The sequence below is a fragment of the Pseudomonas sp. JAI111 genome, from assembly GCF_024809425.1.
Lineage (GTDB): Bacteria > Pseudomonadota > Gammaproteobacteria > Pseudomonadales > Pseudomonadaceae > Aquipseudomonas.
This window is the reverse complement of record NZ_JANUCB010000011.1, coordinates 207,115-228,743: the sequence shown is the minus strand read 5'-3', so window position 1 is coordinate 228,743 and position 21,629 is coordinate 207,115. Positions and strand designations below refer to the sequence as shown.

The following is a 21,629-nucleotide window of genomic DNA, read 5'->3' as shown; positions in this document are numbered from 1 at the left end:
GTTTATCGCAATCCTGCATTACGCTTTCTTACTGCACTTGCTCGGGTGTGGTGGCATCGAACGGGTAGACCCGGCGCCATTCGGCGGCCATATCCACGATAGTCCAGCCACGGGATTTTGCTTCGTCAAGGGCCTTGTCCAGACGACCGATGTCGGATTGGCGGTCATAGGCCCATTCGCGTTTGGCGTCGGTGTGATGCACCAGCCCCATGAATCGTTTGCCCGGCCCTGCGGCCGTCCACTGCAGCATTTGCAGATCGCCATCGGAATTGCCGAAGGCGAGGATCGGCCGCTTGCCGATGACAGCGTCGATGCTTTCCGGTTTGCCCGGGCCATCGTCGTTGTGCGCCAGTTTCGGCGTACGCACGATCAAGACTTTGCCGTCCTTGTTTTGAAACGCTGTGACGAACGTGGTGCCGATCACCTGCTCCGGCGGGATGCCGTAGACCTTCTCGGCGAAGGCGCGCATGAAGCCGGTTTCGCCGCCGGAGACGATGTAAGTCTTGAAGTCCTGGCTGCGCAGGTAGTCGAGCATTTCCAGCATCGGCTGGAAGATCATCTCGGTGTACAGCTTGCCGGTCTTGGGGTGTTTGGCCTGGCTCAACCAGGTTTTTGCGTAGTCATCGAAGGTCTCGGTGGTCATGCCGGTGTGGGTGGCAGCGAAGATTTTCATGATCCCGCCCATGCCGGAGGCCGCCAGCGCCTTGTGATCGTTTTCCAGTACGGCCTGGAACGGCTGGGTGGTTTTCCATTCCGGGTGCTGCGGCGCGGTGCGCTTGACTTCTTCCAGGGCAAACAGCAATTCGAAGTACATCGGCTGCTCACTCCAGAGGGTGCCGTCGTTGTCGAACACGGCAATGCGGTCCTCGGGCTTGACGAAATCCTTGCTGCTTTGGTCGGTGACAGCCTGGACGAACTCGATGATGTTTTTCTTCGAGGGCCCGTCGTTCCACGACGGCAGGGGCTCGGCGGCCAGTGCCAGCAGCGGCAGGCTCAGGGCCAGTGCAAACAGCAGTTTCCACCCGTGGCGTTGGCGGATCGATATCGGATTCGTCATGGGAAATCCTTCTCTTGGACAGGGTTTAGTGGTCGTAATGCTGGAGGGCAGGCCGCATTGCGAGGTTCGGCCTGCTTTTGCAGCGTAGCCAAGGATTTCTTCAGTTGGCGCAGCGCTTGATCTTCGGTTGATTGACGGCTGTAACAACCACGCAACAGGTCTTGCAGGCGCGGGTCGAGATTGCCCAGTTTCAGGCCCAGTCGACGGCGTCTGGCCCAGAGGTACAGCGCGCTGAGTTGCGCGGGTTTGCCATCGATCTGCGCCGGAATCTGGCGCCAGGCGCAGTCGGCCGATTGCAGCCAGGCCGTTTGGCGGGCGTGGCGTCGGGTCTGTGCGGCGAGGTAGGCACGCTGGATGAACGGACGGCTAAACCAGCCCGCTAACCCCATGAGCAACAGCAGCGCCAACAGCCCCAGCCAGTGTCCGGAAAGATGTAGCCGGCTTTGCTGGCCAAGCTTTTTCAAATCATCGGTGATCGAGAACAGGGGTTTGTAAGCACTGTTGGCCGCCGCCTCGAAGGTCACGGCCGGGACTTGGGCAGTGCGGGTTTGCTGGCTGCTGGCATCCCACCATTTCAGGGTGATTGGCGGCAGCTCATGGTGCCCTTCGGTGTCAATCCGATAGGTCACGGTGTCGATCCGTTGGCCGCCGATGAAATTACCGCGACCATCGTCCAGAGTGCTGATGTGCGGGTTTTTCGGGTAACGACTCAGCCCGGTGACATCGGCCAATGAGGGTGCAGGCAATGCCATGGCCAGCGCCCCGTCAGCCTGAAGTGTGAGCTGGCGGGTGATGCTGTCGCCAACCTTCAAGGGCGTCGCCGAGTTGACGACGGTTTGGGTGAAGCGCAGCCCTTGGGCCACCAGCACCGGTTCCCCCGGGTTGAATCCCGGCGGCTGCGCGGCGGTGAAGTGCAACGGCTGGCTCTGCGCGCTCAGCTGAGTGCTGGCCTGCCCAGGGGTGGCCTGCACCGTCAGCGGCGGAATGTCGAAACCCTGGGCCAGATTCGGGGTGATCCGATAGCTATAGCGCATGCCGTTGAACGACTTGCCATCGAGCGTCTGGTTGATGTGCTCGGCATGACCGTCCGGTGGCAGCACCAGTGCACCGGGCAGTTTCAGGACGGGCAGGGTGGGGGCGTCGGTGAACCAGCTGTCGGTGAGGACGTCGAGTTGCAGTTCGAGAATGCCGCCGACCATGACCGAATTAGCGGGTTGCAGGCGGGTCTGAATTCGCAGATCAGGTTCGGCGGCCAGGGTTGTTGTGGTGATCAGGCAGAGGAGCAGGCCTGTGAGTGTTGTGGTGGATGATCTGTCGCTATCGCGGGCAAGCCCGCTCCCACAGGGGATTTGTGGTGTGCGCAAACTCAATGTGGGAGCCAGCCTGCTGGCGATGGCCGCGACTCGGTTCATGGCTGTCCCCCCGCCTGATCCTGCAGACTGAATTTCTGCTTCAAGAACTTCGCTGGCGATGTACTCAAGTTCTGCAACCATTGCGCATCCGAAGCCGCTTGCTGGGTCTGGACCGATTTGCTCCGGCCCTTGCCCGGCGCCTTGTCCATTTTGATTTCGTCTGGCTTGACCCTGGGCGCGTTCTGTTCGGCGCTTTCGGTGTCTTTCTGCAAGGCAATCGCCAGGGCCAGATTGGCCGTGGCCTGCGGGAACTGCGGCTGCAACTTCAAGGCCTGCGTGTAGGCGGCTATCGCCTGATCAAACTTGAAGCGGCGCACGTAAATATTGCCCAGGTAGAAATACGCCTGCGGCGTTTCCAGACGGGCGAAACTCGCCAAAGCCAAGTCGAAATCGGCCGCATTGTAGGCGGCAATACCTTTCCAGTACGGGTCGGAAAAATGCGCGGCCGCCTGCGGAAAATGCTCATGCTCGAAGGCCCAGCGACCTTGCTGGTCGGGGGTGAAAAACGCGTCGGTCAATCCGTTGGCTTCGGCGGGCATCGGTTGAAAGCCGAGCCCCATCGCCAGCAACAGGCCGGCTATCCAGTTCAGGCTCCAACCCTTGCGCACGCTGAAGAAAGCGAGCAGCAGCAACGGCCAGCACAGCCAGTAACCGGCGTCTTTCCAGTGCAGTTCGCGCTGTTCGTCGCTGGCACTCTGGAAGTGTTGCTGGGCGTGCAGTTCGATCCAGTCCAGATCGTCGTCATTGAGGGTCAGGCTGCCCAACGGTGCATCGACCGCCGATGCCAGTTGCTTGAGCGCCGCCGGGTCGAAACTGCCAAGCGCGGGACGTCCGTTGCTGTCCGTGCGCGGCTGACCATTGGCATCGCGGATGATCCCGCCGTCCTCGCTGCCGACCGCCAGAATCAACACTTGCAGCTCACTGTCGGCCAGTTGTTTGTCCAGCGCGGCGAGCTGGGTCGTGTCGGCGCCGTCGGTGATCAACAGCAGCGTCCCCGGAGTTTTCTCGGCGGTCAGCAGGCGTTTGGCTTGATCTATGACCGCCGCAACATTTTTCCCCTGCCTGGCGATCAGGTCGGTGCTCAGGGCCTGAATGAACGTGTCGAGCAGGGTCGGGTCGTCGGTGGGCGGCAACACCAGATGGGCGCTGCCGGCATACGCGATCAAGCCGCTGCGCACACCGGAGCGCCGTGCAATCAGGTCGTGCAGTTTGTGTTTGGCGGCTTCCAGCCGACTCGGCTGCACGTCGCTGGCGTCCATGGACGGCGACAGGTCGACGGCAATAATCAACGGCGCGCGGTTTTCCAGGAAGTCCGGGCGATCCTGTTCCCAGGTCGGGCCGGCGGCAGCAAAGGCGCCCAGAATCAACACGGCGCAGACCAAGTGCACCGGCCGCAAACGCTGGTCGTCCTGCGGGGTAATCAGCAAGTGCGGCAGCAAGTGCTCGGCAATGTTACTGCGCAAGCGCCGTTGCAGGTCGCGGCTGTGTCGCCAAAGCATCGGCAGCAACGCGGCGAAGGGCATCAGCAACAGCCACAGCGGACGCAGGAAATGCAGGTCACTGACATTGATCTCCATCTCAAGCCTCCTGCCGCTGGCGCGCAAGTGCCAGGTGCGGACGCAGCAGGGCGCTCAAATGGTAGAGCACGAGCAACGCGATGGCGGCGCCCAGCGGCCACCAGAACAGGTCCTTCTTCGGCTGATGACTGAGGGTTTTGACTTGATGCGGGGTCAGTGTGTCGAGGGTGCTGTAGACCTGATCCAGCGCCGTGCGGTCTTCGGCGCGGAAGAATTTGCCGCCGGTGGTGTCGGCAATCTGCTGCAAGCCTTGGAGGTTGACCCTGGCTTCACCTTCGGCGCTCGGATCGCCGATGCCGATGGTGTGAATAACCACCCCTTTGGCTGCGGCCATTTCGGCAGCGTGATCCGGGGTGATTGCACGCTGGTGTCATTGCCGTCGGTGAGCAGGATCAGCACTTTCTCTTGCTCGTGGGCCTGGTCGAGCAGCTTGAGGCTCAGGCCAATCGCATCGCCAATCGCGGTATTGGGGCCGGCCATGCCGATGCCGGTGTCGTCGAGCAACAGTGACAGGCTGGCGTGGTCCAGGGTCAGCGGCGCCTGCGGATACGCACCGCTGCCGAACACGATCAGTCCGAGGCGATCGTCTTTGCGTTTGTCGATAAAGCCATGCACGACGTCCTTGACCGCTGCCAGACGATTGATCTTCTGACCTTTGGCGTCGGTGAAATCGGTGGTCTCCATGGATTGGGAGAGGTCGATGGCGAGCATCAGGTCACGCACCGGTTGCTGGCGTTCGATGGGTTTTTCCACCAGCACCGGGCGAGCGGCGGCCACCAGCAACAGGCCCCAGACCAGCAGGTTCAAGGCCAGCTGCCAGCGATTGCTGCGGGTCCCGGCCTGGCTCGGTGCCTGCCCGACCGCGCGGCTCATGGCGCCGAAGAATGGCACCCGCACGGCGCTACGAGCCTCGCGGTATTCGGGCAGAAAGCGGTAGCCCAACCACGGCAACGGCAAGAGCACCAGCAGCCAGGGGTAATCAAGCGGCCACATGATGATGCTCCACCCAGTGTTTGCAGGTGTCGAACAGTTGCTCGCGTTGTTCGGGTGTCAATGCCTGCACACTTGTGTCGCGTGCGTAGGCCAGCAGTGCCAGTTGTTGACTGAAGTCCGCCGGCAACGGCTGCGGACTGTGCCGCACCAAAAAGGCCTGCCAGTCCTCGCCCCCAAGCGCCCCAACATTCCCTTGTGGGAGCGGGCTTGCCCGCGATGGCGTCTTGTCGGCCAACATCAATTTTGAATGCAAGGACCTCATCGCGGGCAAGCCCGCTCCCACAGGGATCGCGGTAGGCATGGAGAGGGCCACGCGTTTCAGCAGCTCCGGAAGTTCGCGCAGGGCGCTGAGTTGATCGTCGCTGCATTGCAACTGCGCCAACCGCACCAGCGCTTCACGCCGATACCGATCCCGCCGCCACTGCCAATACCGCCGCGCGCCGACCAACAAAACGGCCAGAACCACGATACCGAGCAGCACCCACCAACCCCACGTCTGCGGCGCGTAACTGACCGGCGCCGGCAACGCGATTTCCTGGAGTTGTTCAATGCTCGGGATATTCGGATTCATCGCCGACCTCTGCCCAGTTCGGCGCGCAACTGTTCCTGGGCATCGCTCGCCGTGCTGAACATCATCAGCGGCACCTGACTGCGCCGCAGCAACGTGGCGACATCCTTGAGCCGACCACTGAGAAAATCCCCCAAGGGCTGATGAACGCTGCGTTGCTCGACCGCCAGTTCCACCTGCAACTGGCCCTGAGTGATCAACAAACGGCCATTTTTCGGCACATTCAACGCCAGCGGGTCATACACCTGCATGGCGATCACATCGTTGTGCGCCGCCAACCTTCGCATCAGCTGCAAAGTGCGCTCGCCGGCACCGGCAAAGTCGCTGACGATACAAATCAAATGATCGTGCCCGGCTACCGCCAGGCAATGTTGCAACACTTTGTCGAGTTGATCCTCACCTTCAGCGTCTGGATTGGCCGCATTGAGTTGCTGGTTCTGCTCGGCAATGCGGCTGCAAAACGCTTCGATCCGCTTACGGCTGCGCAGCGGGGCGATGCTGTCGATCCTCTGATCGTTGAACACCAGGCCGCCGACCCGATCACCGGCGTTGAACACCATCCACGCCGCCAGGGCGCCGAGTTCGGCTGCGATGGCCGATTTGAAGCTGCGCTGGGAGCCAAAGAACATCGACATGCGCTGGTCGACCAGAATCAATGCCGGGTGGTCGCGTTCTTCGGTAAAGGTGCGCACCACGGGTTTGCCGGTGCGCAAGGAGGCACGCCAGTCCAGGTGGCGCAAATCATCCCCCGGTTGATAGCGGCGCAGCTCATCGAAGTTCAGCCCTCGGCCACGCAGGCGCGAGGCGTGGTTGCCGGCAAGGATGCTTCCTTGCGGCTGACGCGCCACAAAACTCAGGTCATGGGCCTTGAACTCCAGCGCCATCAATTGCGCCAGAGAGACATAGACCAGACCGTCGGCATTCATGCGGGAATGGCTACTTTATCAAGCAGGCGATCAAGCACCTGATCCGCCGTCACACCATCGGCCACCGCGTCATAGCTCAGTTGCAAACGATGACGCAGCACCGGATGCACCACGGCGCGAACATTGTCGGGCGAGACGAAATCCTGCCCCTGCAGCCAGGCATCGGCACGGGCGCAACGGTCAAGGCCAATGCCACCCCGAGGACTGGCACCGAGGGCGATCCAGCGGCCCAGGTCGGCGTCGTAGTCGGCGGGATGGCGGGTTGCGTTGATCAGGTCGATCAGGTAACGGTCGATGGCCGGCGACACATGCACGGCGCTGACTTCCCGACGCGCGGCGAAAATCACGTCCTGAGACAGTGAGAACCCTTGGACCGCTGCCGTTTTTGCACCCAGGGCAAACTCTTCTTCACGCAACAGCCGCAGCACCTGGCTCTCATTGTCGGCGCTCGGATAATCGAGCAGGACCTTCATCAGAAAGCGGTCCATCTGCGCTTCCGGCAGCGGATACGTGCCTTCTTGTTCAATCGGGTTCTGAGTCGCGACGACGATGAACAATTCCGGCAGCATATGGCTGTTACCGGCCACGGTGATTTGTCGTTCTTCCATCGCCTCCAGCAAGGCAGCCTGGACCTTGGCCGGGGCGCGGTTGATTTCATCCGCCAGGATCAGGTTGCCGAACAGCGGGCCGGGCTGGAACTGGATTTGGTTCTTGCCATCGACCTGGTGCAGCACCTCGGCGCCGGTAATGTCCGACGGCAGGAGGTCAGGGGTGAACTGGATGCGACTCATCTTCGCGTCCAGGTGCCTGGCCAGCGCCTTGACCGTGCGGGTCTTGGCCAGCCCGGGCAGGCTTTCGAGCAACAAGTGCCCGTTGGCCAACAAGCCGAGGAGGATTTGCCGGATCACCTGGTCCTGGCCGAGCACGGCTTCGGCGATGCTCGCTTGCAGGGCGTTGAGGTCTTGGAGCGCAGTCATGGGATGTTCCTTTTCTCAAAGGCATGCTCAAAGGCATCCTCAAAACATGAAAGTCGGAATCACGGGGATGAACGACAAGCGAAAATTCCAGCGGCTGCTGATCAGGTCGTCCGGGTGAATGGCCGAGTACTGGATTTCCCCTGAGATACGCACCGGCCGCTAGAAAAATGCCAGCGTCAGGCTGATAGCAACACCGTTGCCTTCCGGGCGGTTCCTGGTGTCGAATTCCGGCACCCAGCGTGCGCTGACGCTGGCCTGTGCATCGTTGAATTTGCCGGCCCATCCCACTACTGGCCCGGCACCCACGGAGCGGCCGCGAAAACCATTCAGCGAATCAGCGGTCTGGCCTTTGTCGTCGGTAATCTGCTGCACGTAGCCGCCGACCAGACCGGCGCTCCAGCCATTGCCGAAGCCATGGGTCCACATCGCGTCGAAGGTGAATATGTTGCCGTTGCGATAATCCGTGGCGTCGTTCTCGGTGTAGAACTCCAGGCCGCTCGACAGGGTGAATTCACCGCCTTTTCCGTCCAGGTGCGTGAACGCGACGGTGGGCATGAAGGTGTAGGTGTTCTGGCCGGGATTGGCCAGACGATCGACGTTGTAAGCACCGGTCGGCACGTAGATCGGCAGGGATAACGAGAGGTGGTTGACCTCGTCGAAGTGATAGCCCGCCGCGATTGGCGTGATCAACATGTCGGCGAACTGTGTGCCGGTATCTCCGGTGCCCAGCGTTCGGCCACGCGGGCCGGTGATGCTGATGTTGACGTCGGTGTACTGCACCGGCACGCCGATGGCCGAGGCGTAGTTCCAGGAGCCTTTGCCGGTGTCCCAGACATGCGTGAAGTTGGCCATGGTGTACGAGACTTTCATGTCCAGGTCGGCGCCGATCTCGCCGGAAATCGGCACGCCCTTGCTGCCCTTGAGAGCGCCGTCATACCAGATGCTGCTGAAGGACATGACCCAGCCCGGTTCAGGCGGCACGATCCCCGCATTGGAAAACACCAGTTGCCCGGTGATCGGCCGACCGACGCCGCCCTCTGCCGCCAGGACCAGAGGGCTGGTGCCGATGACACAGAGCGCCAGTAAAGGACGCATTACAAAAAACCTGACCATGGGCGGCTCCGCTTATTGTTTTTGCAGGTTGACGGGTGTCAGCGGCGGAATTTGCCACTGGCCACTGCTCACTTCCGGTTTTGGCAGGTACAGGCGCAAGACGCCATAGAACGGACCATCGGGGGCCGGCAGCCAATTGCTTTGCAGGTCGTTGGTCGGTGCCTTGTTCTGCAGGTACAGCGTCAGGCCGCCGTCGGCGTCGCGCTTGAGATCGGGCAACATCCGCGAGTTGATCAGGTAGCGATTCAGCGGGTTGGCCACCAGCAATTTGTTCTTGCCGCCGTACATCGTCAGCGACCAGAACGCGTCGGCCGGGGGCAGGGCGCCCTTGTCGAAATGCAGGGTGTAATCGTGTTTTGCAGCGTCGACCGGCTGGCCGTCCTTGTCGACGAAATAGCCGATGTAATTCGCCTCTTCGGCGGAGTTGCCGAAAATTCCCATGTTGGCACCGGCATAGCGGTACAGGTAATTGCCGTTGAGGTGATCGCGGCTGCCGAAGAAATCGCCGCTGGTGACCTGATGGGTATCGACCTTGTCTTTTTTGAACTGGGCGAATTCGGCCTTGGCATCGCTGATGCCATCTTCCAGGGCCTGGCGCTGTTCAGCGGTGTAGTTGTGCAGTTTGAAAGGCTTGCCGGCTTCAATGCCGATTTTCCTGAAGCGCGCGAGCAGGTCCTTTTCCGCGTCCTGCGCCGGGGCGAACGCCAGCATGAAGTTCAGGTAGCGGAACAGGTCCGGGGTGTCGCTCATGGTCGGCGTCGGTTTCGGCCAGGCGATCTTCGGTGCCGGCGGCGGGGCCTTGTGTTTGACGTAGTGGCTGAGCGTCTCGACCTTGTAGCCTTTCTGGATCTGCTTGACCTTGTCCAGGTCCTTTTCATCGAACAGCTGCGTGCGATAGAGGGCATAGGCGATGTTGGTTTCGCTGCGCAGCAATCGATCCATGTTCACCGGTTGCTGACCTTGCCAGTTGGGGCCGGCGATCATGAAATGGCCGCCGTTGTTGCCTGTGCTGCGCGTGCCCAGATAGGCAAAGTTCTGCGTGTAGGCGTCGATCAATTGCACTGAGTAGTAACGGTTTTCGTCGATTTTCGGCAGGGTCAGTACCAGCGGTTCAGCGCGCAGGTCCATCCAGATGAACGAGTAGGGGGTGTCGGCATTGGGCGTGACGAAGGCGCTGTCCTTGGCGGTGAACGCCTTGGCGGTGTTGCCGATTTTGTTGAACGGCGCTTTGAAGTTCGAACCCTTCTTGTCCACGGCCTGGGTGTACAGGGTCTTGTACATCTCCACCACCGGGAAACCGTACAGGTAGGCTTCCTTGGCGATACCCCGGGCTTCTTCGGGGGTGGCGGTGAAGTCGGCCCAGGCGCTGGTGCTCAGGGTCAGTGAGAGTGCGGTGAGCATCAGGCGTTTATTCATAGAACATCCTTATTGAATCCTGAACGTCATTCCACGGCCGTGATGCCGTCAAGCGTCGCGCGTTTGTCAAAGTGAGCTGCGGTCGGGACGGATTGCTTCACAGAAATGTCGTTATTGTTTTTCAAATCCTGAGCCCCGACGCCGCAGCTTGCGAACATCGTCATCAGGCTGAAACCGGCTACACGAATGAGAAGACGCATGGGAAACTCCTTATTTACCTAAGGTGAAGTTGATCGCGCAAAATCATGGAAAGCGCGGCAGGCCGTCGCCTGTGTGCTCCACGTTGCGCAGCGGTTCGATAGAGGGGTTGAGCGTATTTAAGCTGAAAGCCTGGGCGTTGCCGCCACCCGAATCGAGTGGTACTCAACGGGCCTCGTTTGGTGGTGCAGTCGTCATGAAGGTTGGCACGGGGGGGCAGGTTCTGGGGGCTGTTACTCGTGTTGGCTGCCTCGGCGTTATCCGCAAAGGCACAAACGGCAGGCGCAAACCATGCCGCCGGCAAAAAGGCGCGCACTCCTGGATTCTTCGACATGATTCCCCGGTTCCTTCGTGGCTCATTGGACGACTCGGCACTTGGCGGCCGTTACTGCGTAATCTCTTTCCTATCAAGCCTGTAGGACACGTCTGATGAAGTTAGCAGCTAACGCCGGGTTCGCCAGTCGAAGCGGGCGATTCCTTGGTTTTTGTACAAGTTTTTGTTTTTCTCTGTGTACTAAAAAGTTAATACGGATCAGGGGGTTGTCCGTTGAAGCTGATAGTCGGTTGAACATTCCCGCGCACGCACGTGGGAATGTTCGGCTGTTCAGCTCTTCTTCATTTGCGACCGCACCCACTCTTCCTGCTCGCGCAACTGCGGGGTGAACTCCGCGCCGAAATCATCGGCCTCGAAGATCTGGCGTATCTCGATTTCAGCTTCGGTGCCCGGCATCGGGTTGGGGCAGCGCTTGACCCATTCGATCGCTTCCTCCCTGGATTTCACTTGCCAGATCCAGTAGCCGGCAATCAGCTCCTTGGTTTCGGCGAACGGGCCGTCGATGACGGTGCGCTTGTCGCCCGAAAAGCGTACTCGCGCGCCTTTGCTGCTCGGTTGCAGGCCGTCGCAGTCAACGAGGATGCCGGCCTTGGCCAGTTCCTCGTTGTAGTTGCCCATCGCGCTCAACAGTTCCTCGCTGGGCATCACGCCGGCCTCGGAGTCCTGGCTGGCTTTAACAATGATCATGAATCGCATGGTCTTATCTCCGCTGTAGGGTGGGTGATTCACTGTGTAGTCGAATGACCGTGCCGTGAATCGACAGGGATGGGGGAAATATTGAGGGCGGGTAGCATTTCATCGATGAAATGCTCAAGGAACCGACGGCTGCCTTTCGTCACGAACATCGGGTGGCGGCTGGGGAGGGCGGTACGCTGTAGACCGACGGTGTGTTGCATTCGGCAATATGTTGCGGTTGTCGGGACAGTGCGCACGCATCCGACCCTGTGGGAGCGAGCTTGCTCGCGATGGCGGTTCAACATTCATTGATGATTTGCCTGATACACCGCCATCGCGAGCAAGCTCGCTCCCACAGGGATCTGTGTTGTATACAAGTTTTGTATCGGGGATAGGTCGAAGGCCTCGTTTCGTGGTTAACTTCGGCCTCTTCAAAATTCTCTACAACAACGTTCAGAAGGACTCCGTTCATGGCTCAAGTCACTCTTAAAGGCAACCCGGTTCAAGTCAACGGCCAACTGCCACAAGCCGGTTCCAAGGCACCAGCCTTTTCCCTGGTTGCTGGCAATCTGTCCGACGTGACCCTGGCGAGCTTCGCCGGCAAGCGCAAAGTGCTGAACATCTTCCCAAGCGTCGACACCCCGACCTGCGCAACGTCGGTTCGCAAGTTCAACGCCCAGGCCAACGATGTCGCCAACACCGTTGTGTTGTGCATCTCCGCTGACCTGCCGTTCGCCCAGGCACGCTTCTGCGGCGCCGAAGGCCTGGAAAACGTGCAGAATCTGTCGACCCTGCGCGGTGCCGAGTTCATCGAGAACTACGGCGTGGCCATCGCTGACGGCCCGCTCAAAGGCCTGACCGCCCGTGCGGTTGTTGTGCTGGACGAAAACGACAACGTGCTGCACAGCGAACTGGTCAAGGAAATCGCTGAAGAACCGAACTACGAAGCGGCCCTTGCCGTTCTGAAATAAGTAAAGCATTACAATTGTTAACGGCCTGGCCCTGTCCAGGCCGTTTTCATTTGTGCTTCAGTGTCTTAGATAAATCTCCTGTTACGTAAGCCAAAGGTAAATTGCCGGTAAAGGCGCTTTGCTTAATACCCGCCAGTGCTTATCGTTCAGCCTCCCGTAGAAAAAAGCTCACGCGCCCAATGGTTGATCATTCCATGCAATCCTCTGCTTCCCGTAATCCTCGTCGCTGGCTGCTCGGCCTGCTTGTCCTGTTGGTCATCGCTGGGCTGTGCTGGAAATTCTGGCCTGCCGGCAGTCACCAGAAGGAAAGTGCAGCTCCGAAAGCCGTCGCCGGGCACACCGGCAAGTCGGGAGGCATGCGTCCGGGCTTCGGCGGGGCGACCGGACCGATCCCGGTGCGTGTAGCGCCGGCGGTCAAAGGTGATTTCCCGCTGTACTACAGGGCGTTGGGCACGGTCACCGCACTCAACACCATTAATGTGCGCAGCCGCGTTGGCGGCGAGCTGATGAGGATTGCCTTCGAAGAAGGGCAGATGGTCAAGGCCGGCGACCTGCTGGCTGAAATCGACCCGCGTCCTTACCAGAACGCCTTGCTCCAGGCCGAAGGCACGTTGCTGCAGAACCAGGCGCAATTGAAAAACGCCCAGGTCGATGTCGAGCGTTATCGGGGTCTGTTCAAGGAAGACAGCATCGCCAAGCAAACCCTGGACACCGCCGAAGCGCTGGTCGGCCAGTACCAGGGCACGGTCAAGACCAATCAGGCGGCAGTCAACGACGCCAAACTCAATCTGGAATTCACCAAGATCCGCGCCCCGATTGCCGGGCGTGTGGGCCTGCGGCAGCTGGACGTCGGTAACCTGGTGGCCGCCAACGACACCACGGCGCTGGCGATCATCACCCAGACCCAGCCGATCAGCGTCGCCTTCACTTTGCCGGAAAACAGCCTCGACGTCGTATTGGCGCGCTATCGCACCGGCGCCAAATTGATCGCCGAAGCCTGGGATCGTGGCGACACGCAGTTGCAGGCCACGGGCGTGTTGCAGAGCCTGGACAACCAGATCAACGTCACCACCGGCACCCTGAAATTCAAGGCGCGCTATGAGAACCGCGATCAGGTGTTATTCCCCAACCAGTTCGTCAACGTCCACCTGCTGGCCGACACCCTCAAAGGCGTGGTGCTCGCACCGTCGGCGGCGATTCAGTTCGGCACCAACGGCACGTTCGTCTATGCAATGGACGGCGACAAGAAGGTCACGATCCGCCAGTTGAAAGTCGGCGCCAGTGACGGTCAGAACACCGTGGTCACCGAAGGTCTCGCTGCCGGGGATCGCGTGGTCCTGGAAGGCACCGACCGCCTGAAGGAAGGCAGCGAAGTCGAAGTGGTCAACGACACCAAGGACGTACCGACCACCCCGACCGGCCACTTGCAGGGCAAATCGGCGGCCAGCTCGACTGAGCCTGCGACCACCACCGACAAGGCGAAAAAGGACGGCGCATGAACATCTCGCGGCTGTTCATCCTTCGCCCGGTCGCCACGACCCTGAGCATGCTGGCGATTATCCTGGCCGGGATCATCGCTTATCGGCTATTGCCGGTGTCGGCATTGCCGCAAGTCGATTACCCGACCATTCGGGTGATGACGCTGTACCCCGGCGCCAGCCCGGACGTCATGACCAGTGCCGTCACCGCGCCGCTGGAGCGTCAATTCGGACAGATGCCCGGCCTGACCCAGATGGCGTCGACCAGCTCCGGCGGTGCCTCGGTGCTGACCCTGCGTTTCAGCCTCGACATCAACATGGACGTCGCCGAGCAGCAGGTGCAGGCCGCGATCAACGCCGCCACCAATTTGCTGCCCAAGGACCTGCCGGCACCGCCGGTGTACAACAAGGTCAACCCGGCGGACACCCCGGTGCTGACCCTCGCGATCACCTCCAAGACCATGCTGCTGCCCAAGCTCAATGACCTGGTCGACACCCGCATGGCGCAGAAAATCGCCCAGATCAGCGGTGTCGGCATGGTCAGCATTGCCGGCGGACAGCGTCAGGCGGTGCGGATCAAGGTCAACCCCGAGGCCCTGGCGGCCAACGGTTTGAACCTGTCCGACGTGCGCACCTTGATCGGCGCGTCCAACGTCAACCAGCCCAAGGGCAACTTCGACGGCCCGACCCGGGTTTCGATGCTCGATGCAAACGATCAACTCACATCGCCCAAGGACTACGCCAACCTGATTCTGGCCTACGCCAACGGCGCACCGTTGCGGCTCAAGGACGTCGCGGAAATCGTCGATGGCGCCGAGAACGAGCGTCTGGCGGCGTGGGCCAATGAAAACCAGGCCGTGCTGCTGAACATTCAGCGCCAGCCCGGCGCCAACGTCATCGAGGTGGTCGACCGGATCAAGGCCTTGTTGCCGAGCATCACCGACAACCTGCCGGCGGGCCTCGACGTCACGGTCCTCACTGACCGCACCCAGACCATTCGCGCCTCGGTCACCGACGTGCAACACGAGTTGCTGATCGCCATCGCGCTGGTGGTGATGGTCACGTTCCTGTTCCTGCGTCGGGCCAGCGCCACGATCATCCCGACGGTGGCCGTGCCTCTGTCGCTGATCGGTACGTTCGGCGTGATGTACCTGGCCGGGTTCTCGGTCAACAACCTGACCTTGATGGCCCTGACCATCGCCACCGGTTTCGTGGTGGACGATGCCATCGTGATGCTGGAGAACATCTCCCGGTTCATCGAAGAAGGGGACACGCCCCTGAATGCCGCGCTCAAGGGCGCCAAGCAGATCGGTTTCACCCTGATTTCCCTGACCCTTTCGCTGATCGCGGTGCTGATCCCGCTGCTGTTCATGGCTGACGTTGTGGGGCGGTTGTTCCGTGAGTTCGCGATCACCCTGGCGGTGGCGATCCTGATTTCCCTGGTTGTCTCCCTGACCCTGACGCCGATGATGTGCGCGCGTTTGCTCAAGCGTGAGCCGAAGGAAGAAGAGCAGGGCCGCTTCTACCGCGCCAGTGGCGCAGCAATTGACTGGATGATCGCCGGCTATGGGCGCAGGTTGCAGTGGGTGCTCAAGCACCAGCCGCTGACCTTGCTGGTGGCCATCGGCACGCTGGCGCTGACGGTGTTCCTGTACATGGTGGTGCCCAAGGGCTTCTTCCCGGTGCAGGACACGGGCGTTATCCAGGGCATTTCCGAAGCACCGCAATCGATTTCCTTTGCGGCGATGAGCGAGCGCCAGCAGGAGCTGGCCAAGGTGATCCTTGCCGATCCGGCGGTCGAAAGCCTGTCGTCCTACATCGGTGTCGACGGTGACAACTCGACGTTGAACAGCGGTCGCCTGCTGATCAACCTCAAACCCCACAACAGCCGCGATTTGGGCGCGACCCAAGTGATCGCTCGCCTGCAACCGGAATTGGACAAACTGGTCGGTATCCGGCTGTTCATGCAGCCGGTGCAGGACTTGACCATCGAAGACCGTGTCAGCCGCACGCAATACCAGTTAAGCATGTCCTCGCCGGATTCGGAGTTGCTCAGCCTGTGGAGCGGGCGTCTGGTGCAAGCCCTGGCGCAACGGCCGGAGCTGACGGACGTCGCCAGTGATTTGCAGGACAAGGGGTTGCAGGTTTACCTGGTGATCGACCGCGATGCGGCGTCGCGGGTCGGGGTGTCGGTGTCGAACATTACCGACGCGCTGTACGACGCCTTCGGCCAGCGGCAGATTTCCACCATTTATACCCAGGCCAGCCAGTACCGCGTGGTGCTGCAATCGCAGTCCGGCGAGAAGATCGGCCCGGATGCGTTGAACCAGATTCACGTCAAGACCACCGACGGCGGGCAAGTGCGCCTGTCCAGCCTGGCGCACATCGAGGAGCGACAGGCGCAACTGGCGATCACCCACATCGGCCAGTTCCCGGCGGTGATGATGTCGTTCAACCTTGCGCCCGGCGTGGCGCTGGGGCATGCGGTCGAGATTATCGATCAGGTGCAGAAGGACATTGGCATGCCGATTGGCGTGCAGACGCAGTTTCAAGGCGCAGCCGAGGCGTTCCAGGCATCCTTGTCGAGCACCTTGCTGCTGATTCTGGCGGCGGTGGTGACGATGTACATCGTGCTTGGCGTGTTGTACGAGAGCTACATTCACCCGATCACCATTCTTTCGACCTTGCCCTCGGCGGCGGTCGGCGCCTTGCTGGCGCTGCTGTTGAGCGGCAATGACCTGGGGATGATCGCGATCATCGGCATCATTCTGCTGATCGGCATCGTTAAGAAGAACGCGATCATGATGATCGACTTCGCCCTCGACGCTGAGCGCAATCAGGGCATGGACCCGCAGACCGCGATCTATCAGGCGGCGTTGTTGCGCTTCCGGCCCATTCTGATGACCACGCTTGCCGCGTTGTTTGGCGCCGTGCCCTTGATGCTGGCCACCGGCTCCGGCGCCGAATTGCGCCAGCCTTTGGGTCTGGTGATGGTCGGTGGTTTGCTGGTGAGCCAGGTCCTGACGCTGTTCACCACGCCTGTCATCTATCTGTATTTCGATCGCCTAGGTCGGCGCTGGGGTCGTAAACGTGAGTCCGTGGAAGCGGTAGAGCAGCCATGAATCTTTCAGGACCGTTCATCAAGCGTCCCGTGGCAACCATGCTGCTCTCATTGGCGATCATGCTGCTGGGCGGTGTGTGCTTCGGCCTGTTGCCGGTGGCGCCATTGCCGCAGATGGATTTCCCGGTGATCGTGGTCCAGGCCAGCCTGCCTGGTGCGAGTCCCGAGGTCATGGCCTCGACCGTGGCCACGCCGCTGGAGCGCTCGTTCGGCGCGATTGCCGGCGTCAACACCATGAGCAGCCGCTCCAGCCAGGGCTCGACCCGGGTGATTTTGCAGTTTGACCTCGACCGCGACATCAACGGCGCGGCGCGGGAAGTGCAGGCGGCGATCAACGCCTCGCGCAACCTGCTGCCGAGCGGGATGCGCAGCATGCCGACCTACAAGAAGGTCAACCCGTCCCAGGCGCCGATCATGGTGCTGTCGCTGACCTCCGATGTGCTGGAAAAAGGCCAGCTCTACGATCTGGCCTCGACGATTCTGTCCCAGAGCCTGTCCCAGGTGCAGGGCGTGGGCGAAGTGCAGATTGGCGGCAGCTCGTTGCCGGCCGTGCGTATCGAACTCGAACCCCAGGCGCTCAACCAGTACGGCGTGGCCCTGGACGATGTGCGCAACACCATCGCCAACGCCAACGTGCGCAGACCCAAAGGCTCGGTCGAAGACAGCCAGCGGCTGTGGCAGGTTCAGGCCAACGATCAGCTGGAAAAAGCCAAGGATTACGAGTCGCTGATCATTCACTACGCCGACGGCGCTGCATTGCGCCTCAAGGACGTGGCCAAGGTCAGCGACGGCGTCGAGGACCGCTACAACAGCGGTTTCTTCAATAACGACGCGGCGGTATTGCTGGTGATCAACCGCCAGGCCGGCGCCAACATCATCGAGACGGTCAACGAGATCAAGGCCCAGCTCCCGGCGTTGCAAGCCGTGCTGCCGGCCAGCGTCAAGCTGAACCTGGCGATGGACCGTTCGCCGGTGATCAAGGCGACCCTGCACGAAGCGGAAATGACCCTGCTGATCGCGGTGGCGCTGGTGATTCTGGTGGTGTTCCTGTTTCTCGGCAATTTCCGCGCTTCGCTGATTCCGACCCTGGCAGTGCCGGTGTCGCTGGTTGGCACCTTTGCGGTGATGTACCTCTACGGGTTCTCGCTGAACAACCTGTCTCTGATGGCGCTGATCCTGGCGACCGGGTTGGTGGTGGACGATGCCATCGTGGTACTGGAAAACATTTCCCGGCACATCGATGAGGGCGTGCCGCCGATGAAGGCTGCGTACCTTGGGGCGCAGGAAGTTGGCTTCACCTTGCTGTCGATGAACGTCTCGCTGGTGGCAGTGTTTCTGTCGATCCTGTTCATGGGCGGGATTATCGAAAGCCTGTTTCGCGAGTTTTCCATCACGTTGGCGGCGTCCATCGTCGTCTCGTTGGTGGTTTCCCTGACGCTGACGCCGATGCTCTGTGCGCGCTGGTTGAAGCCGCACACGCCGGGCCAGGAGAACCGTTTGCAGCGCTGGAGCCAGCGCGCCAACGAGTGGATGGTCGGTAAATACGCGACCAGCCTCGACTGGGTGCTGCGTCATCGTCGACTGACGTTGCTCAGTTTGCTGGTGACCGTTGGCGTTAACATCGCGCTGTATGTTGTTGTTCCTAAAACTTTTATGCCTCAACAAGATACCGGCCAACTGATCGGTTTCGTGCGCGGCGATGACGGATTGTCGTTCAGCGTCATGCAGCCGAAGATGGAAATCTTTCGCCGCGCCGTTCTCAAAGACGACGCGGTGCAAAGTGTCGCCGGTTTCATTGGCGGCACCAACGGCACCAACAACGCATTCATGCTGGTGCGTCTGAAACCGATCAAGGAACGCAACATTTCTGCGCAGAAGGTGATTGAGCGCCTGCGCAAGGAAATGCCCAAGGTGCCTGGCGCGCAATTGATGCTGATGGCTGACCAGGATCTGCAGTTCGGCGGCGGTCGCGAGCAAACCACGTCGCAATATTCCTACATCCTGCAAAGCGCCGACCTCGGCGAGTTGCGCGAGTGGTATCCCAAAGTTGTTGCAGCCTTGAAGGCGTTGCCGGAACTGACCGCGATTGACGCCCGCGAGGGGCGCGGCGCGCAACAGGTGACGCTGATTGTCGATCGCGATCAGGCCAAGCGCCTGGGCGTCGACATGAACATGGTCACCGCCGTGCTGAACAACGCCTACAGCCAGCGGCAGATTTCGACGATTTACGACAGCCTCAATCAGTATCAAGTGGTGATGGAGGTCAATCCGAAATACGCCCAGGACCCGATCACCCTCAAGCAGGTGCAGGTGATCACCGCCGACGGCGCGCGGATTCCGCTCTCAACCATCGCTCATTACGAAAACAGCCTGGAAGACGACCGCGTCAGCCACGAAGGCCAGTTCGCATCCGAAAGCATTGCCTTCGACATGGCTGAAGGCGTGACGGTGGAGCAGGGCACGGCGGCCATCGAGCGGGCGATTGCCCGGCTCGGCATGCCGGAAGACGTGATCGTGAAAATGGCCGGCACCGCCGACGCCTTCGCCGCTACCCAGAAGAGCCAGCCGTTCATGATTCTGGGCGCGCTGGTGGCGGTGTATCTGGTGTTGGGTGTGTTGTATGAAAGCTATATCCACCCGCTGACCATTCTGTCGACGCTGCCGTCGGCCGGGGTCGGCGCGTTGCTGTCGATCTATGCGCTGGGCGGTGAGTTCAGCCTGATTTCGCTGCTCGGGCTGTTCCTGCTGATCGGCGTGGTGAAGAAAAACGCCATTCTGATGATCGACCTGGCGCTGCAACTGGAACGGCACCAAGGCCTGACGCCGCTGGAATCGATCCGCAGCGCCTGCCTGCAACGTCTGCGACCGATTCTGATGACCACCCTGGCGGCGATCCTCGGCGCGTTGCCTTTGCTGCTGAGCCGCGCCGAAGGTGCGGAAATGCGTCAGCCGCTGGGCCTGACCATTATTGGCGGACTGATTTTCAGCCAGGTGCTGACCCTTTACACCACACCGGTGGTTTACCTCTACCTCGACAAACTGCGCCATCGCTTCAACAAATGGCGTGGAGTGCGTACCGATGCTGCTCTGGAAACTCCGCTATGACTGACCGATCGCTTATCAATCTGGCCACCCCGTTGGCGGCGGCCCGGGGCTCGCGTCTACTGAGCCTGACGCTGTGCGTGGCGATGCTCAGCGCTTGCGCTGTCGGCCCGGACTACCAGCGCCCGCCGGCCGCGACGCCGGTGCAATACAAGGAAGCGGCAGGTTGGCGTCAGGCCAAGCCCAGCGACTCCCTGGCGCGCGGCGCCTGGTGGGAGTTGTATGGCGACCGGCAGCTCAATGGCCTGATCGAAAAACTCAACAGTTCCAACCAGACCGTTGCCCAGTCCGAAGCCCAGTACCGTCAGGCCCAGGCGTTGGTGCGCAGTGCCCGGGGCGCGTTTTTTCCGACGGTGGACCTGACCGTCAGTAAAAGCCGCTCCAGCCAGGGCACCGGCAGCAGCAATTCGAGCCTGACCAGTTCCTCCAGCGGCATTCGTGACACCTACACCGCGCAGGCCGGTGTCAGTTGGGAAGCCGACATATGGGGCAAGTTGCGCCGGGGCCTCGAAGCTGACACGGCCAATGCCCAGGCCAGTTTTGCCGACCTGGCGGCGATGCGCCTGAGCCAGCAATCGGAGCTGGTGCAAAATTACCTGCAATTGCGGGTGATCGACGAGCAGAAGCGCCTGTTGGAAGCGACCGTCGAAGCCTATCAACGCTCGCTGAAAATGACCGAAAACCAATACCGCGCCGGTGTTTCCGGCAAGGACGCGGTGGCCCAGGCGCAGACTCAGCTCAAAACCACCCAGGCGGACATGGTCGACCTGATCTGGCAGCGTGCCCAGTTCGAGAACGCCATTGCCGTACTGATCGGGCTGCCGCCTGCCGAGTTCACCCTGGCCGAGACCAAGGATATCCCGGCGTTGCCCGAAGTGCCGCTGAGCCTGCCTTCGCAGTTACTTGAACGCCGCCCGGACATCGCTTCCGCAGAGCGTTCGGTGATGGCGGCCAATGCCAACATCGGCGTGGCCAAGGCCGCGTACTACCCGGACCTGACCCTGAGCATGAATGGCGGCTACAGCAGCAGCACCTTTGCCAACTGGATCAGCTTGCCGAACCGCTTCTGGTCGGTCGGGCCGCAGTTGGCCATGACCCTGTTCGACGGCGGCCAGCGTTCCGCTGAAGTCGATCGCAGTGAAGCGGCCTACGACGAAACCGTGGCCAAGTACCGCCAGACCGTGCTCGATGGTTTCCGCGAGGTGGAAAACTATCTGGTACAGCTCAAGGTGTTGGAGGACGAAGCGGGCGTGCGCCAGGAAGCGCTGGATGCGGCGCGTGAGTCATTGCGCCTGATCCAGAACCAGTACAAGGCCGGGCTGATTGCGTATCTGGATGTGGTGGTGGTTCAGGCCACGGCGCTGAATAACGAACGCAACGTGCTGAGTTTGTTGCAGAGCCGCCTGATCGCCAGTGTGCAGTTGATCGCGGCGCTGGGTGGTGGCTGGGACGGGCAGCTTCAGGTCAGCGATAAGGATTGATCCGGCGGATCTTGATCGTTCCCTCGCCCCGCCGGGATGCCCGACTGGACCGGCCTGGCATGGGACGCAGAGCGTCCCTGGCGGCATTCCCACGCAGAGCGTGGGAACGATCGGCACACTCCGTTCTGGCACGAAAGTAAAATTATCAAACAAGCGTTTCATCGGGTTGATGGCCATTTGACCATTATTGTCAGTGCGTTCTTTTGCGCAATCAGTACAATCGCCGGATT

At 60.9% G+C, this 21,629-nt stretch carries 15 protein-coding genes and 2 pseudogenes; 6 read left to right on the top strand and 11 right to left on the bottom strand.

The genetic code is table 11. The features are described 5' to 3' along the window. Nucleotides 1-28 precede the first annotated feature (28 nt). The 11 genes and pseudogenes from HNR03_RS27570 to HNR03_RS27520 form a co-directional block, all read right to left on the bottom strand. On the bottom strand, nucleotides 29-1,057 hold the full coding sequence (locus HNR03_RS27570; RefSeq protein WP_259157218.1) for an HAD family phosphatase: 1,029 nt from the start codon (nucleotides 1,055-1,057) through the stop codon (nucleotides 29-31). Further along, a complete protein-coding gene (locus tag HNR03_RS27565; protein ID WP_259157217.1) occupies nucleotides 1,054-2,469 on the bottom strand; it encodes a hypothetical protein in 1,416 nt (471 codons plus the stop codon). Before HNR03_RS27565 ends, HNR03_RS27570 begins: the two co-directional genes overlap by 4 nt. Beyond that, nucleotides 2,466-4,046 carry a VWA domain-containing protein gene (locus tag HNR03_RS27560; RefSeq protein ID WP_259157216.1) on the bottom strand — a complete coding sequence of 527 codons (1,581 nt, stop codon included), beginning with the start codon at nucleotides 4,044-4,046 and terminating at the stop codon, nucleotides 2,466-2,468. The genes HNR03_RS27565 and HNR03_RS27560 overlap by 4 nt, the downstream gene beginning before the upstream one ends. Nucleotide 4,047: 1 nt before the next feature. Beyond that, a pseudogene (locus HNR03_RS27555) lies at nucleotides 4,048-5,039 on the bottom strand (vWA domain-containing protein). Then, on the bottom strand, nucleotides 5,026-5,610 hold the full coding sequence (locus HNR03_RS27550) for a DUF4381 domain-containing protein (protein WP_259157215.1): 585 nt from the start codon (nucleotides 5,608-5,610) through the stop codon (nucleotides 5,026-5,028). Before HNR03_RS27550 ends, HNR03_RS27555 begins: the two are co-directional and overlap by 14 nt. Then, nucleotides 5,607-6,533, bottom strand: coding sequence for a DUF58 domain-containing protein (locus HNR03_RS27545; RefSeq protein WP_259157214.1), 927 nt, complete (start codon nucleotides 6,531-6,533; stop codon nucleotides 5,607-5,609). Before HNR03_RS27545 ends, HNR03_RS27550 begins: the two co-directional genes overlap by 4 nt. After that, nucleotides 6,530-7,510, bottom strand: coding sequence for a MoxR family ATPase (locus HNR03_RS27540; protein ID WP_259157213.1), 981 nt, complete (start codon nucleotides 7,508-7,510; stop codon nucleotides 6,530-6,532). The genes HNR03_RS27545 and HNR03_RS27540 overlap by 4 nt, the downstream gene beginning before the upstream one ends. Before the next feature lie 159 nt (nucleotides 7,511-7,669). Further along, complete coding sequence (locus HNR03_RS27535; protein ID WP_259157212.1) at nucleotides 7,670-8,623, bottom strand: transporter; 954 nt, start codon at nucleotides 8,621-8,623, stop codon at nucleotides 7,670-7,672. A gap of 12 nt (nucleotides 8,624-8,635) precedes the next feature. Next, nucleotides 8,636-10,039 (bottom strand): DUF1254 domain-containing protein, encoded by a 1,404-nt coding sequence (locus HNR03_RS27530; RefSeq protein WP_259157211.1) that lies wholly within the window; start codon nucleotides 10,037-10,039, stop codon nucleotides 8,636-8,638. A 26-nt stretch (nucleotides 10,040-10,065) separates the two neighbouring features. Beyond that, nucleotides 10,066-10,239: a hypothetical protein gene (locus HNR03_RS27525; RefSeq protein ID WP_259157210.1), complete on the bottom strand. Its 174-nt coding sequence runs from the start codon at nucleotides 10,237-10,239 to the stop codon at nucleotides 10,066-10,068. Between the two features lie 602 nt (nucleotides 10,240-10,841). Then, nucleotides 10,842-11,267 carry a YciI family protein gene (locus tag HNR03_RS27520; protein WP_259157209.1) on the bottom strand — a complete coding sequence of 142 codons (426 nt, stop codon included), beginning with the start codon at nucleotides 11,265-11,267 and terminating at the stop codon, nucleotides 10,842-10,844. Between the two features lie 95 nt (nucleotides 11,268-11,362). Here HNR03_RS27520 and HNR03_RS27515 point away from each other — a divergent pair. The 6 genes and pseudogenes from HNR03_RS27515 to HNR03_RS27490 all read left to right on the top strand — a co-directional run. Beyond that, nucleotides 11,363-11,446: pseudogene (locus HNR03_RS27515) on the top strand (polyketide cyclase); the annotation flags it as partial. Between the two features lie 270 nt (nucleotides 11,447-11,716). Further along, a complete protein-coding gene (gene tpx, locus HNR03_RS27510; RefSeq protein ID WP_008030203.1) occupies nucleotides 11,717-12,217 on the top strand; it encodes a thiol peroxidase in 501 nt (166 codons plus the stop codon). A 179-nt stretch (nucleotides 12,218-12,396) separates the two neighbouring features. Beyond that, complete coding sequence (locus HNR03_RS27505; protein WP_259157208.1) at nucleotides 12,397-13,716, top strand: MdtA/MuxA family multidrug efflux RND transporter periplasmic adaptor subunit; 1,320 nt, start codon at nucleotides 12,397-12,399, stop codon at nucleotides 13,714-13,716. Beyond that, nucleotides 13,713-16,817 (top strand): MdtB/MuxB family multidrug efflux RND transporter permease subunit, encoded by a 3,105-nt coding sequence (locus tag HNR03_RS27500; RefSeq protein ID WP_259157207.1) that lies wholly within the window; start codon nucleotides 13,713-13,715, stop codon nucleotides 16,815-16,817. The genes HNR03_RS27505 and HNR03_RS27500 overlap by 4 nt, the downstream gene beginning before the upstream one ends. Beyond that, on the top strand, nucleotides 16,814-19,921 hold the full coding sequence (locus HNR03_RS27495; protein WP_259157206.1) for an efflux RND transporter permease subunit: 3,108 nt from the start codon (nucleotides 16,814-16,816) through the stop codon (nucleotides 19,919-19,921). Before HNR03_RS27500 ends, HNR03_RS27495 begins: the two co-directional genes overlap by 4 nt. Beyond that, on the top strand, nucleotides 19,918-21,399 hold the full coding sequence (locus HNR03_RS27490) for an efflux transporter outer membrane subunit (RefSeq protein ID WP_222587050.1): 1,482 nt from the start codon (nucleotides 19,918-19,920) through the stop codon (nucleotides 21,397-21,399). Before HNR03_RS27495 ends, HNR03_RS27490 begins: the two co-directional genes overlap by 4 nt. The last annotated feature ends 230 nt before the right edge of the window (nucleotides 21,400-21,629 follow it).